A 14,262-nucleotide genomic window follows, 5' to 3' on the forward strand; every position below is an offset into this window, starting at 1 on the left:
CACCTCCAGTTTTTCGACGGCGGGACCTTGTCCTAGCGTCGGACGATTGACCTCAAGAGCCTCAATGCTACCGAGAGCGAGGCCATGTCGTCCGCTTCGAGGGCATTGACCTCATCGAACATGCTCTTCGCCCGGCCCAGATGTTCCGCGTTCAGCTGCTCCCAGGCCTTGAGCCTGTCCTCGGCCGGCGACCCTTCGTCAGTAGAGTCCAGGACCGCCGTCGTCATGTCTGAGACGGTCGAGTAGAGGTCATCGCGCAGAGCGGCACGGGCCAGGGCCTGCCAGCGGTCCGCCCGGGGCAGGGAACTGATCCGCTCCAGCAGGGAGTCCACGTGGAACCGGTTGAACACCGTGTAGTAGACGTTGGCGATGTCCTCCACCGGCTCCTTGCGGCTGTGCGCGATTTTTGCGATGTCAAGCAGGACAAAGCTCTCGAACAGCTCTGCCCAGCGGTGGCCCAGGTCCTCGGGCACGCCCCACGACCGCGCCTTCTCAAGCCATGAGGCAACGCGCTCGCGGTCCTCACCGCGCAGGTAGTCCAGCAGCCGGGCCCGCATCGGTTCCATCGGCGGCTGGAACTCGGCGACGATGTCGGCGATGGGCCGCGACGCGCTGCCCTGGGCAAGGACCCAGCGCACCGAACGGTCCAGCAGTCGCCGGACATCGAGATGGACGGTGCTCCAGTGCTCAGTGGGGAACGAAGCAGGCAGGTCGTTGAGCTCGGACACCATGACATCGAGCTCGTAAATTTCCCGCAGTGCCACGAACGCCTTGGCCACAGCTACCTCGCTCGCCGAGGTCTCCTCCATGGTTCGGAAGGCAAAGGTGATGCCGCCCAGGTTGATCATGTCGTTGGCCACGACCGTTGCGATGATTTCCCGGCGCAACGGATGGGTGTCCAGTTCGGCGTCGAATTTCTCCCGGAGCTGGACCGGGAAGTACTGCCGGAGCGTCGCGCGGAACCACGGGTCGTCTGCCAGGTCGCTGTCGCGCAGGGCCGTCGCCAGTTCGATCTTGGCGTAGGCGGCCAGCACGGACAGTTCGGGTGAGGTGAGCCCCTGCCCCTGCTCCAGCCGTTCGCGCAGGACCGCGGTGGACGGCAGTGCCTCCAGCTCCCGGTTCAGGTCCGCCGTCTTCTCCAGCCAGTCCATCAGCCGCTCGTAGCTCGGACTCCATTCCGCGACCTTCTGGCGGTCGTTCAGCAGCAGAATGTTCTGGTCGATGTTGTCTTCCAGGACCAGCCGCCCCACTTCGTCGGTCATCGCCGCGAGGAAGTCGGAGCGCTCGGCGGCGTCGAGCTTGCCGGCAGCCACCATCCGGTCCACGAAGATCTTGATGTTGACCTCGTGGTCAGAGCAGTCGACGCCGGCGGAGTTGTCGATGGCATCGGTGTTCAGGATGACGCCCTGCAGCGCCGCTTCGATACGGCCCCGTTGCGTCATGCCGAGGTTTCCGCCCTCGCCCACAACCTTGACCCGAAGGTCCCGGCCATCCACCCGGATGGCATCGTTGGACTTGTCACCCACCATGGCGTGCGTCTCAAAACTGGCCTTCACATAGGTGCCGATGCCGCCGTTGTAAAGCAGGTCCGCGGGTGCGAGCAGGATGGCGCGCAGGAGTTCGGGCGGGCTGAGCTGCGTCGTGTCCTCGGGCAAGCCCAACGCGGACCGGACCTGAGTCGAGACCGGAATCGACTTGGCCTGCCGCGGGTAGACCCCGCCGCCTTCGCTGATCAGGCTCTTGTCATAGTCGTCCCACGACGACCGGGGCAGCTCGAACAGCCGCTGCCGTTCCGTGAAGGAGGTCGCCTCGTCCGGGTTCGGATCGAGGAAAATGTGCCGGTGGTCGAACGCCGCGAGCAGCCGGATGTGCTTGGACAGGAGCATTCCGTTGCCGAAGACGTCTCCGGACATGTCACCGACACCGACCACGGTGAAGGGCTCGGACTGCGTGTCCAGGTCCAGCTCGCTGAAGTGCCGCTTGACCGACTCCCAGGCACCCCGGGCGGTGATGCCCATGGCCTTGTGGTCATATCCCACCGAACCGCCGGAGGCGAAGGCGTCGCCCAGCCAGAATCCGTAGTCCGCGGCCAGTCCGTTCGCAATGTCTGAGAAGGATGCGGTGCCCTTGTCCGCTGCGACCACCAGGTAGGAGTCGTCGCCGTCGTGCCGTACAACGCTCGACGGCGGGACGAGCCGTTCGCCATCGGCTTCCGTAACGAGGTTGTCCGTGATGTCCAGCAGTCCGCGGATAAACGTCTTGTAGCTTTCGACGCCCTCCGCCATCCAGGCCGACCTGTCCTTGGCGGGATCCGGCAGCCGCTTGGCGAAGAACCCGCCCTTTGCGCCCGTCGGAACGATCACGGCATTCTTGACCGTCTGCGCCTTGACCAGACCCAGAATCTCCGTCCGGAAGTCTTCCCGCCGGTCCGACCAGCGGAGCCCGCCGCGGGCCACCTTGCCGAAGCGCAGGTGAACGCCCTCGACCCGGGGAGAGTAAACCCAGATCTCGAACATGGGCCGCGGGAAAGGCAGCCCTTCGATGGCTGCGGGGTTGAGCTTGAAGCTCAGGTGCGGCTTGTCCTGGTAAAAGTTGGTACGCAGCGTTGATTCGATCAGGTTTGTGAACGTCCGCACCACGCGGTCGGCGTCCAGCGTGGCGACGTCGTCGATCGATGCCGCCAGCTGGGCGCGGACGGCCGCCTGCTTCTTCGTGCGCTCGGCCTCGGGCAGGCTGGGATCGAAGCGTGCCTCGAACAGGGCAATGAGTCCGAGGGTGACCTCCGGATTGGCCAGCAGCGTATCGGCCATGAACTCAAACGAGTTGGTGTTTCCCATTTGCCGCATGTACTTGGCGTAGGCCCGCAGCACGATGACCTGCCGCCACGTCATGCCCTCGCGAAGCACCAGCCGGTCAAAACTGTCGGATTCGACAGCGCCGGAAACCGCCGCCCCGAAGGAATCCGCCAGCAGCCGGCCCGTGGACACCGGGTCCACCCCGGCCGGGTACTTCAGTCCGAGGTCGTAAAGGAAGAAGTCCCGGCGGTCGGCGGTCTCGATCTCGAACGGCCGCTCGTCCAGCACCTCCAGCCCAAGGTTGTGGAAATAGGGAAGGATCTGGCTCAGGCTCTTCGGCTCCAGCATGTACAGCTTGACCCTGGCGTCCTCCTCGAGGGTTGCACCGGCGCCTTCGGGAAGATAGACATGGACTCCCGGCCGTTCCTGCCGGGCGCCAACAGTTCGCTCGGCCTCGGCCCCGTACTGTTCAAACCGGGCGATGTCCTCGAGGGCATCTTCGATTTCGTAGTCGACGCGGTAGCCCGCTGGGAAAGCCTCGGCCCAGATGGCCGCCAGTTCATTGGCGCCGTCGTCGGCGCTGCGCTCGCGGAGTACCTCGGTGATCCCTTCACTCCAGGACCGGGCAGCGCGTACGAGCCGCTTTTCCAGCGCATCGGTGTTGACGTGGCTGACGTCCTCGCCCTTGGGCAGGCGGATGCGGAAGAACAGGCGGGCGAGGGCTGATTCGGTCATCCTCGCTTCAAAGTCGATGGACTCAGCGTGGAACGTCTCGCGGAGTTCCTGTTCGATCCTCAGTCGGACGTTGGTGGTGTACCGGTCACGAGGGAGGTAGACGACGGCGGACATGAACCGTCCGTAGATATCCGGCCGGAGGAACAGCCGGGTCCGGCGCCGTTCCTGAAGCCGCTGGATTCCCGCTGCCGTCGCGGCAAGGTCGGGAATTTCAATTTGGAAGAGCTCGTCACGGGGGTACGTTTCCAGGATGCCCAGCAGGTCCTTGCCGGAATGCGAGTCCGGCGGAAACCCGGCACCGCGCAGCACGGCCTCGACCTTTTCCCGCACGATCGGGATATTGCGCACCGAGTCGGTGTACGCGCTGGTGGCAAACAGTCCGATGAAACGCTGCTCGCCGTTGACATTGCCCGCGGCATCGAAGCTTTTCACGCCGATGTAGTCCAGGTATGCAGGCCGGTGTACCGTCGAGCGGGAATTGGCTTTGGTGACGACCAGGGCACGCTTTTCCCGGGCCTTGCGTCTGCCCGCGTCGGTCAGATGCTGCACCTGACGGGTGTCGTGGTGCGCCCGCAGCAGGCCGAGGCCGCTGTCCTCGCGGAGCTCCAGGACATCCTCGCCCTCTTCGTTGACCAGGTCATATTCCCGGTAGCCGAGGAACGTAAAGTTGCCCTCGTCGAGCCAGCGGAGCAAGTCCTGGGCCTGGCGCAGCTCAGCGATCTGAGCCGGGTGCGCCACCTTGTCCAAGTGCTGGGCGATCTGCATTGCCTTGTTGCGCATTTTCGGCCAGTCTTCAACGGCGGCCCTAACGTCTCCGAGGACGCGTTCCAGCCCTACCTGCAGCTGCTCAGCGGCTTCGTCACTGGCGCGGCCGATCTCGACGGCGATCCAGGATTCCATGTGGGACGCGTTGTCGCCCTGGGCGATCAGGTGGGACAGGACGGGCAGCGCCGCGGTGTCGCCGCTGGAAATTCCAATGCTGGAGGGGACCCTGTCCACCTTGACGAGTTCGTTGGTTTCGCGGTTGCGCGTGACCACGAACATGGGGTGCTGCACGAGGTGAATGGCCGAATTCTGCCGTACCAGCTCAGCGTTGACTGAATCCACCAGGAAAGGCATGTCGTCGGTGACGATGTACACAACGCTGCGGTCGCCCTCCGGAACGATCGAAATGTTGGCGCTCCCCGGCCGGCGTTCAAAACCCACTGCGCGGTGGGTCTCAGCCCGCGCTGTCAGCACCTCGTGCGGGTAAGCGCGCGCGTCCTCCTCCGCCAGATGCTCGTAGTAGTCCGCAAAGAAGCCTTCTTCGGCTCCGATTGAACGGGACTGATCCTCCACGCTGGACCCAGACGACATCGACACACGCCTCCATCACACAGTTTGCGGCTGCTTCCTTGCAGCCCTCACCGTGAGCCTAGCCCGTCAGCCGGCGCCCTGCTGTGGAGGAGAACACAGAAGATCGGCGCTTTTGCTGGGCAGGTGCACAAACCAATTCCGCAATCGCCGACCGAAGTCGGGAGTCCGGTGCCGATTCCAGCAATAACGACCCCGATAGCAGCGCGGCGTCTGTTGCGCCAGGGTCCCACGGGAGGAAGGCTTTAATGCTCGCCGACGGGCCGAACCGGTCCCACGCCTCGCGGAGCTGACGTTCCGGTGAACGGCCTACAGCCGAGGCCCGCACTTTGTTGAGCACCACCTCGGGGCTGATCCCCGGCACTGAACCTTCCAGTTCCGCCAGCCCCCTGACCAGGCGGGGAACACCGACCGGATCCGCGGAGCCAACCGCGATCACGGTATCGGCCATCTCAAGGCTCCTGAGCGTCGCGGCGTTGCGTCGCGGTGCCATGGTGTCGAAGCTCAGCTCCTCGTCGGCCTCAAGGCAGAAGCCGGCGTCGATCACGATGAAGTCGGCCACTTCCCGCGCCCGGTCCAAAACAAGCGCCAGCGCGGCCGCCCGCAGCTCGGTCCAGCGGTCGGCTCGGGTAATTCCGGTCAGAACCCGGAAAGTCCCGGCCATGGCAGTAACCGGTACGGCGACGCGGAGCAGTGCTTCCCGGTCCAGGAGGCCCTGGTCGGCGAGCCGGCAGGCCTGCGCCAAACCCGCCGCTTCGTCCAGGAGCCCGAGGACGCCGGCGACGCTGGCCCCGTAGCTGTCAGCGTCGACCAGCAGGACGGACTTGCCTTCCGCAGCCAGCTCCCCCGCGACGTTGACGGCAATCAGGGTTCTGCCGGGTGCACCGGCCGGCCCCCACACCGCAAGGACCCTGCCGGTTCCGACAAGAGCAGGCTCCGATTCGGCGTCGGCAGCCTCCGGGCGCAGGGCCGCGCCGGCGTCCGCGAATCCCGTGCTGTAACCGGGACCGGCGCCGGGAGTCAGCCCTGCCGGGCTCAAGCCTGCATGCCTGCTGACGGCGTCGGCAATACTCTCCGCCAGTGCTGTGGATTCGACGGTCGAAGGCGCCGCCGTGACTCCGATCCCGCGGAGCCTCAACCGCTCCTCAGGGCTGTCGGTCAGGGCAATGATCGCTACGCCTACTACGGCGAGCCTGTCCACCAGCGAGGCAGTCAAGTCCTGACTTCCCTCGGCAACAACAGCCGCCCGGGCCAGCCCGCTCTGGCAGGCAGCCAGCAGTTCTGCCAGCTCCGCGCAGCGCCGGACTACTGTGACGGGACCGTGGAGCCGCTCCAGTCCGCCCACCAGATCTTCCTGCGACTCACCGACCGTGACAACCGGAATGCTCACTTGGCGGCCCCGCCGGGATTCCACACCACGGAGATTTTGGCCTCGTTCGCCTGCGCGCCGAGGAGGGAAGGCATCTGCTCATCCCCGACCAGGACCATCATGACCGTGGATTTCGAAGCGCCAAGGGCGGTGGATCCTTGTGAGACCTCCGCGATTTCCGCGCCCGGGAGCAGCAGCTTCGGTTCGGCAAAACCGTTCCGGGCGTCGGGCATGGAGACCCAGACGTCGACCCGGGTGCCCGCTACAGCCTGCTCCGGCAAGGCCTCCTGAACCGTGACGGCCACGGGTTTACGGTCCAGGGCGTCGACACTGCCCAGGCTTTCACGGGGAACCAACTGGTCCTTGGCAATCCGCTGAACGGCCACCTGGTCTTCGGGGACGCCTGACGCCGCTGTGACGTAGTGTGCTTCAACGTCGCCCAGGCGCACCTTGACCCGGCTGATGTTGTCAGGGGTGAGTTTCTGACCGACTGCGATTACCTCACGGGCGGCAAACACCTCTGTGGTCCGGTCCGCGCTGCCGACGAGTGCAACGACTCCGACAACAGAGGCGAGGACAAGGAGCACGCCCACCAGAAGCCTCGGGTCCTTCCAGGAAGGCTTCTTTAGACGGGCTCCGGTGGCCACCGTGCTTGCACTCATGCGTACTGCTCCCCCTTGACGCCTAGGCGCTTCAATCGCGCCGGTCATGATTATTGTTACGGCATGCCTGCTCAATCGGAAAGGTTTTGAGGCAACCAACATCAAACTGTGGATAACGGCATCACCCGCGCCCAACGGTGGCACAATTGGACTATGCCCCGATTCCTCACGCTTGCAGATGTAGCCGAGCAGCTTCAGATCAATGCACCGGCAGCGTATGCCCTCGTCCGCAGCGGCGAACTGAAGGCAATCCAGGTGGGCGGCCGCGGCCAGTGGCGGGTCGAGGAAAAGATGCTTGAGCAGTACATCGAAGAACGTTATGCCGAGGCAAGCCGCATTATTCAAGAGGCCAAGTCCAAGTCGGTTTGAGCACGGGCGGCTTCCGGACCGGACGCTGGATTCCCTGCAAGGGACGGTCAGAGTTTCCCTCCGCGCCGTGAGCGGAGCGCGCCCAGCGCCCGAAACGGGACGGTAGCCACATCGGCAACCCGGCCAGCCCGGCGGGCTTCTCCTGGCAACGTCATGGCGAGGTCAAAAAAGTCCCGCCCCACCCTGTCAATCACACCCGAGAGCTGCACATCCGGTGTCCGGCCCGCCATCAGGACGGTGAGTTCAGCCCTGTCCCGCGCCAGCCCCCGCAGCGCGCTGGCAAGGCCCAGTTTCCGGCGCACGGGGGATGCCTCGCCCACCGCCAACCGCCCGAGTCCGGCGTAGTGGCCCACGGCGGCGTACGGAACAAGCACCTGGTGCGCCGCCTCGTCGATGACCAGGCTTTCCGACCCCGCATGGCTGAGGGTGCCTGCAAAGACCAGTCCCGAGCTCAGATGAATGCCAATGCGGCATCCCAGGGATCCCCGCAGCCTGTCATCGAGCGCGATGGCAGCCGTGTCTGCCCGGGAGCGCTCGGCAATCTCGGACTCCAGGCCCAGGACCCCGGCCTCGGCAAGCTGCAGTTCAAGATCCTGAAAGAGTGCATTCCATCGCATGGCGACAGCGTAGGCCCGCCCGCGAGGGCGGTCAATTAATCCACAAACTTTCCTATCTCCATAGACAACAGAGATACACCTGCCGCAAACTTGCTCCATCGGAACCAAACACATCAAAGTTGATCAAACTGCATCAAATGCACTCTTTGGGGGATGTCATGGCGGCAGAAGTACAGCGCCCGGTGGGGCCAGAAGCGGCCCTGGCGGTCGTCATCCTGGGGCTCGGAGTCTTTCTCGCTTTCACCGGGGCCGGGATCGTCGACCATTGGAGGCGGTCCGCTGCACGCCAGCAGGCTTTGCAGTTCGATGACCTGATTGGCTTGCTGGCCCTCGCCGCCGGGCTGACAGTCATGGCCTGGTGGCTGCTGTCCCTGGCTACGGCCTTTGCGTCGGCACTCCTGGACCGGACCGGGCACCATGCCGCCGCCCGCGCCACCGGGCGGTTCACCCCTGTTTTCATGCGCAGGCTGGCGATGGCCGCGGTGGGCGTGCAGCTTCTCGGCGCACCGCTCGCCCATGCGGATACCTTGTCCGCCGCCGGCTTTTCCTCGAACGGGTCGTCCCTGTCCGCAGCGTGGGCGCCCCTGGCTGACGGGCGGCCTAGCCTACCCGTCGGCCGCTCCGCGGGCTCCGACCCCACCGAAAGATCCGTCTCGAAAGGCAGCGAACTCCAGCCTCAATGGAAGCCGCGCGTCCCCGTTGTGGAACCCGGCCTCGTCACCTCATTGCCTGCCAGGGCAACGGCTGAGCCGGCAAGTGCCCGCCGCGAGGTAACCGTCCGGGCCGGAGAATCACTGTGGACCATCGCTGCACACGAGCTGGGGCCCGGTGCTTCCGAGGTGGATATAGCAGCCCGCTGGCCGCTCTGGTACCAGGCCAACCGGAATGTCATCGGAACCGATCCCAACGTCCTTCTCCCGGGCCAGCTCCTCAGCCCCCCGCCGCCGTAGGCGGCGTTGGCATGCTTTCCTTTCGCGCCACCGATCCCGCGGCCGCCGCCCCTCTCGCGGCCTTCCCAAGCCTGCCTCTACCGAAGGACCGAATCATGACTGCAGCAACTCCCATACGGCGTGCAGGAAACGCTGTTCTTGACCCCGTACCGGCTGCACAAGCCGGCCCGAGAGACGAGGCGCGCCAAATTTGCGCCATCACCAGGGCAACAGTCCAGGCCGCCGTTGAAGTCCTGGCGGGAACAAGGCCAATCCACCAGCTGGCACGGCGGCTGGATCAGCGCTGCCTCTCCGCGCTCCAGCACCGGGCGGCCCTCACCCGGCGAGTGACTGCCCGGGCTCCCCGGAAAATGGGGCTGCTCCACCGCAACGCATCAGTCCGCTCGGTCCGCGCATGCGAGGTGACGCCGGACGTGTACGAGGCCAGCGCGGTGGTGATCGATGAACTACGGGTCCGGGCAGTCGCCGTCCGGCTGGAACGCAGCAAGAACGTCTGGCGCGTCACTGCACTGGAGATTGGCTGACGCCAAAAGGAAGGGACCGGAGCTCCTGCTCCGGTCCCTTCCTGTCATATCCTCTGCTAGCGCTTTTTCTTCTTCCCGTCGCGCCGGTCCTGCGAAGCGGCCTTGGCGGGGTTGCCCGAGCGGCCGGCAGCCCGGCCCTCGATCCGTGTCTCGGCTCCGCCGTCTTCCCGGGGCGCGGTGTACTGGAGCTGGGCTGACTTCTCCGGCGCCTCAAGACCGGCGGCGCGGATTTGCGGCTCGTGGTGTTCGGTATGGCCGCCAGCGGCATCGGCAACCACGACGTCCTCTGCGGGGGTGACTTCCACTTCGAGGTTGAAGAGGAAGCCGATGCTCTCCTCCCGGATGGCTTCCATCATGGACTGGAACATCGTGAAACCTTCACGCTGGTATTCCACCAGTGGATCACGCTGGGCCATGGCACGCAGGCCGATGCCTTCCTTGAGGTAGTCCATCTCGTACAGGTGTTCCTGCCACTTCCGCCCGATGACGGAGAGCACAACACGCCGCTCGAGTTCACGCATGCTCTCCGAACCGATGGCTTCCTCGCGTGCCTGATAGACCAGCTTGGCATCAGACATGATTTCTTCCTTCAGGAACTCCACGGTGATGCGCGACTTGCCGCCTGCCTCGTCGATGACATCGTGCGGCGTCACGGTGACGGGGTAAAGCGTCTTGAGGTTGGTCCAGAGCTGGTCGAAGTCCCAGTCGTCGCCGTTGCCCTCGGCGGTTGCTTCGTCGATCAGTGCGTTGATGGTGTCTTCCAGGAAGAACTGCACCTTTTCGTGAAGGTCGTCGCCTTCCAGGATCCGGCGGCGGTCGCCGTAGATGGCTTCGCGCTGGCGGTTGAGGACATCGTCGTACTTGAGGACGTTCTTGCGCTGTTCGGCGTTCCGGCCTTCGACCTGCCCCTGGGCCGAAGCGATGGCACGCGAGACCAGCTTGGATTCCAGCGCCACGTCGTCGGGCACGGAGCTGTTCATCAGCCGCTCTGCTGCGCCCGAGTTGAACAGGCGCATGAGGTCGTCGGTCAACGACAGGTAGAAGCGGGACTCGCCGGGGTCGCCCTGGCGTCCCGAGCGCCCGCGGAGCTGGTTGTCGATCCGGCGGGATTCGTGGCGCTCAGTTCCCAGCACGTACAGGCCACCCAGGCCCAGGACTTCCTCGTGCTCGTCCTTGACGGCCTTCTTCGACGCCTCCAGCGCACCGGGCCAGGCTGCCTCGTACTCGTCGGAGTTTTCCTCCGGGTCAAGTCCCCGCTGGGCGAGTTCGGCGATGGCGGTGAACTCGGCGTTGCCGCCCAGCATGATGTCCGTACCGCGGCCGGCCATGTTGGTGGCCACCGTGACCGCGCCCTTGCGTCCCGCCTGGGCCACGATCGCAGCTTCACGGGCGTGGTTCTTGGCGTTGAGAACCTCGTGCCGGATGCCCTCCTTCGCCAGCAGGCGCGAGAGGTACTCGCTCTTTTCGACGCTGGTGGTGCCCACCAGGACCGGCTGGCCATTCTCGTGGCGTTCGGCGATGTCCCGGACGACGGCCTCGAACTTGACGACTTCGTTCTTGTATACCAGGTCGGACTGGTCGATCCGCTGCATGTCGCGGTTCGTGGGGATGGCCACCACCCCGAGCTTGTACGTGCCCATGAATTCGGCGGCTTCGGTTTCGGCCGTGCCGGTCATGCCGGAGAGCTTGTCGTACATGCGGAAGTAGTTCTGCAGCGTCACCGTTGCGAGGGTCTGGTTCTCCGCCTTGATTTCGACGCCCTCTTTGGCCTCGATCGCCTGGTGCATGCCCTCGTTGTAGCGGCGGCCGGCCAGAATACGGCCGGTGTGCTCGTCAACGATGAGGACCTCGCCGTCGAGGATGACGTAGTCCTTGTCCCGCCTGAACAACTCCTTGGCTTTGATGGCATTGTTGAGGAAGCCGATCAGGGGCGTGTTGGCGGATTCGTAGAGGTTCTGGATGCCGAGGTAGTCCTCAACCTTCTCGATGCCACTTTCGAGCACGCCGACGGTGCGCTTCTTCTCGTCGACTTCGTAGTCCTTCTCCGGCTGCAGGCGCAGGACAACCTTGGCGAACTCGCTGTACCAGCGGTTGGTGTCACCCTGGGCCGGGCCGGAAATGATCAGCGGCGTACGGGCCTCGTCGATGAGGATCGAGTCGACTTCATCGACGATCGCAAAGTTGTGGCCGCGCTGCACCAGTTCGGACTTGTCCCAGGCCATGTTGTCGCGGAGGTAGTCGAACCCGAATTCGTTGTTGGTGCCGTAGGTGATGTCGGCAGCGTACTGCTCGCGGCGGACGGACGGGTCCTGGTTTGCCAGGATGCAGCCGCTGGTGAGCCCCAGGAAGCGGTAGACACGGCCCATAAGTTCGGACTGGTATTCCGCCAGGTAGTCGTTCACGGTGACAACGTGCACGCCATTTCCGGTAAGGGCGTTGAGGTAGGCCGGAGCAGTGGCCACCAGCGTCTTGCCTTCACCGGTCTTCATTTCTGCAATGTTGCCCAGGTGCAGGGCAGCGCCACCCATGAGCTGGACATCGAAATGCCGCATGCCGAGCGTCCGGGAGGACGCCTCACGGACGGCGGCGAAGGCTTCCGGCAGGAGGTCATCGAGCTTCTCGCCATCCTGGTGGCGCGCCCGGAGCCGGTCTGTCTCTTCACGCAGTTCCGCATCGGTGAAGGTTTGGAACGAGTCTTCAAGGGCGTTAATGGAATCAGCATAGTTCCGCAGCTGCCTCAGGAGCTTTTTGTCACCTGTGCGGAGAATTTTTTCGATTAGTGATGCCACGTGAAGTTGCTCCCAGTCTCATGCTGCCGAATTCTGGCGTGATTTAGTCTACGGGAGAGTCACACGGCACGTTGCCCTGTTCCCTCACAGCGGATAGCCGTTAATGGCGGCCGCTACCGCGGGGGCAAGGTCCCCCGCGGGCGAGACGGCTACGCCGTCCAGTCCCAGCCAACCAGCCATCAGGTGCAGTTCGGCAGCGAGTTCGACGGCGGTGTCCGCCGGAGCGTCCGGCTCGCCGAAGCACGCCTTGGCAAGCAATAGCCCCGCTGCCCGGTCTGCCTTGAGGTCCACCCTGGCCACGATGCGGTCGCGGAGCAGGAATGGGAGCACATAATAGCCGAAGCGGCGTTTGGCCACCGGGGTGTAAATCTCGATCCGGTAGTGAAAATCGAAGAGCTCTTCAAGCCTGCGCCGTTCAAACACCAGCGAATCGAACGGGCTGAGCAGCGCCCTGCCGGCTGCCTGGCGCGGCAGCCGGGCCTGGGCGTGGCGGTACACCTTCCGATCCCAGCCTGCCACTGTCACCGGTTCCAGGCGTCCGGCATCAACAAGCCGCTGAACAGAGGCCGCGGCTGCCTTCACCGGGGTCCTGAAGTAGTCCGCGAAACACCGCACGGTCCCAATACCGTGCGCCTGCGCCGCCGCATCAATGAGCCTGTCCATTGCGGACGAGGGGTCAGGTACCGCTTCGAGGTCATGCCCGGGCAAAACCTGCCGGGTCAGGGCATACTTTCGTTCGAACTGGTCCGACCTTGACGCCGACGAGACGACCCCCTCTTCAAACAAGTGCTCCAAAACGCGCTTGACGGCGTTCCAGTTCCAGCCCCAGTTGACGTGCTTACGGTCCTCAACGTGCCCGAGCCTGGCGGTGAGTTCGGCGGCCGTCATGGGCCTGCCGTCGGCGAGCGCGGCCAGGACCCTGCCGGTCACACCGGAACGCAGCCCTGGATCCATCCCTGAAGCCCCGACCCACCTGCGGTTCTGCCACACCACCAGGTCCAGGAAGTGTTCCGGCCGGATGTAGCTGGCTTCGTGCGCCCAGTACTCCATCATCCGCCGCGGGTGCCTGCCTGCCATTTGCTGGAGGATGGAGCGGTCGTAGTCGCCGAGCCTGGAAAAGAACGGGAGGAAGTGGCTCCGGGCCAGAACGTTGACGGAATCAATCTGTACGAGTTGAATCCGGGCAAAGGTCCGGCCCACCGCCCGTGAGGTCACGGGGCCGGCGGGCCGTCCTTTGTCCAGTCCCTGGGCTGCCAGTGCGATCCGCCGGGCCTGAGAGAGGCTCAGCGATGCACCCATGTCAGCCCTTTCGTTGCCTGGGCACCATCTTAGGCAGTTGCGGCCGCATCATCCGAGCGGTACGCAAGGATTTTCTCCTCATGCGTGTTCTCGCCGGGCTCGCAGTAATGGTCCAGGGTGATAACCCCGTATGTCCACCCGCGGCGCCGGTACACAACCGATGGTGCGTTCGTGGCCTTGTCCACGAAAAGGTAAAAATCGTGACCGATGAGTTCCATATTGTCCACGGCGTCGTCAAGGGTGAGGGACGCGGCCGGGAACACTTTGCGGCGAATCAGAACCGGCGAGTCGCCGGCGGGGATATCGTTGTCGACGTCGTACGGCGATTTCTCAGCCGGTTCCGGAGCAGCCTGGGTGTTGTTGCTCGCTTCGACGTAGATCGGCTGGTTGGAGCTCGCCGGCTCCAGCGTTGCAGTTGCCTCGCGTACGGCCTTGGGCGTATGCCGCCCGTGGTGGACCTTCTTGCGGTCCTTGGCCCTGCGCAGCCGCTCTAGCAGCTTGTTGTAGGCGAGGTCGAACGCGGCGAACTTATCTGCGGCGCTTGCTTCGGCACGGATCACGGGGCCGCGGCCCAGGACTGTCACTTCAACCGTGAGCTGGTCACCGGTCTGCCGCGCATTTGTTTCCTTTGAAACCTTCGCGTCGACCCTCTGGACCTTGTCCCCAAGCGATTCGATCTTTGAGATCTTCTCGCCGGCATATTCGCGGAATCGGTCCGAGACCGTCAGATTTCGTCCGCTGATCATGAACTCCATGGTGCCCTCCAAATGACTTCGGTGACACGACGGCGGCACTTCCGG

At 64.6% G+C, this 14,262-nt stretch carries 10 protein-coding genes; 3 read left to right on the plus strand and 7 right to left on the minus strand.

What is annotated here, in order from left to right:
* Positions 1-32: 32 nt before the first annotated feature.
* Genes QFZ33_RS17680 through QFZ33_RS17690 form a run of 3 tightly spaced genes read right to left on the minus strand, consistent with a single transcriptional unit; the run spans position 33 to position 6,914 of the window.
* Positions 33-4,886 (minus strand): NAD-glutamate dehydrogenase, encoded by a 4,854-nt coding sequence (locus tag QFZ33_RS17680; protein ID WP_307031887.1) that lies wholly within the window; start codon positions 4,884-4,886, stop codon positions 33-35.
* A gap of 58 nt (positions 4,887-4,944) precedes the next feature.
* Positions 4,945-6,273 (minus strand): AAA family ATPase, encoded by a 1,329-nt coding sequence (locus tag QFZ33_RS17685; protein ID WP_307029561.1) that lies wholly within the window; start codon positions 6,271-6,273, stop codon positions 4,945-4,947.
* The gene (locus tag QFZ33_RS17690) at positions 6,270-6,914 is read right to left on the minus strand and encodes a hypothetical protein (protein WP_307029563.1); all 645 of its coding nucleotides are present in this window, start codon (positions 6,912-6,914) and stop codon (positions 6,270-6,272) included. The genes QFZ33_RS17685 and QFZ33_RS17690 overlap by 4 nt, the downstream gene beginning before the upstream one ends.
* A gap of 153 nt (positions 6,915-7,067) precedes the next feature.
* Between QFZ33_RS17690 and QFZ33_RS17695 the strand changes: the two genes are divergently transcribed.
* Complete coding sequence (locus tag QFZ33_RS17695; protein ID WP_307031888.1) at positions 7,068-7,283, plus strand: helix-turn-helix domain-containing protein; 216 nt, start codon at positions 7,068-7,070, stop codon at positions 7,281-7,283.
* Between the two features lie 47 nt (positions 7,284-7,330).
* Here the strand turns inward: QFZ33_RS17695 and QFZ33_RS17700 are convergent, their stop codons facing one another.
* Complete coding sequence (locus tag QFZ33_RS17700; protein WP_307029565.1) at positions 7,331-7,900, minus strand: hypothetical protein; 570 nt, start codon at positions 7,898-7,900, stop codon at positions 7,331-7,333.
* 158 nt (positions 7,901-8,058) lie between these two features.
* On the opposite strand from QFZ33_RS17700, the gene QFZ33_RS17705 reads away from it, so the two are divergent.
* Both QFZ33_RS17705 and QFZ33_RS17710 read left to right on the plus strand, forming a co-directional pair.
* Positions 8,059-8,850 (plus strand): LysM peptidoglycan-binding domain-containing protein, encoded by a 792-nt coding sequence (locus QFZ33_RS17705; protein ID WP_307029566.1) that lies wholly within the window; start codon positions 8,059-8,061, stop codon positions 8,848-8,850.
* A gap of 95 nt (positions 8,851-8,945) precedes the next feature.
* Positions 8,946-9,374, plus strand: a complete 429-nt coding sequence (locus tag QFZ33_RS17710) for an Rv3235 family protein (protein ID WP_307029568.1) — start codon at positions 8,946-8,948, stop codon at positions 9,372-9,374.
* 56 nt (positions 9,375-9,430) lie between these two features.
* Here QFZ33_RS17710 and secA read toward each other — a convergent pair whose 3' ends face one another.
* From secA to hpf, 3 genes are all read right to left on the minus strand, one after another.
* Positions 9,431-12,163 carry a preprotein translocase subunit SecA gene (gene secA, locus QFZ33_RS17715; RefSeq protein ID WP_307029570.1) on the minus strand — a complete coding sequence of 911 codons (2,733 nt, stop codon included), beginning with the start codon at positions 12,161-12,163 and terminating at the stop codon, positions 9,431-9,433.
* Between the two features lie 84 nt (positions 12,164-12,247).
* Positions 12,248-13,462, minus strand: coding sequence for a winged helix-turn-helix domain-containing protein (locus QFZ33_RS17720; RefSeq protein ID WP_307029572.1), 1,215 nt, complete (start codon positions 13,460-13,462; stop codon positions 12,248-12,250).
* A gap of 29 nt (positions 13,463-13,491) precedes the next feature.
* Positions 13,492-14,217, minus strand: coding sequence for a ribosome hibernation-promoting factor, HPF/YfiA family (hpf, locus tag QFZ33_RS17725; protein ID WP_102971985.1), 726 nt, complete (start codon positions 14,215-14,217; stop codon positions 13,492-13,494).
* Positions 14,218-14,262 lie beyond the last annotated feature (45 nt).

Source organism: Arthrobacter globiformis (genome assembly GCF_030815865.1).
Taxonomy (GTDB): Bacteria; Actinomycetota; Actinomycetes; order Actinomycetales; family Micrococcaceae; genus Arthrobacter; species Arthrobacter globiformis_B.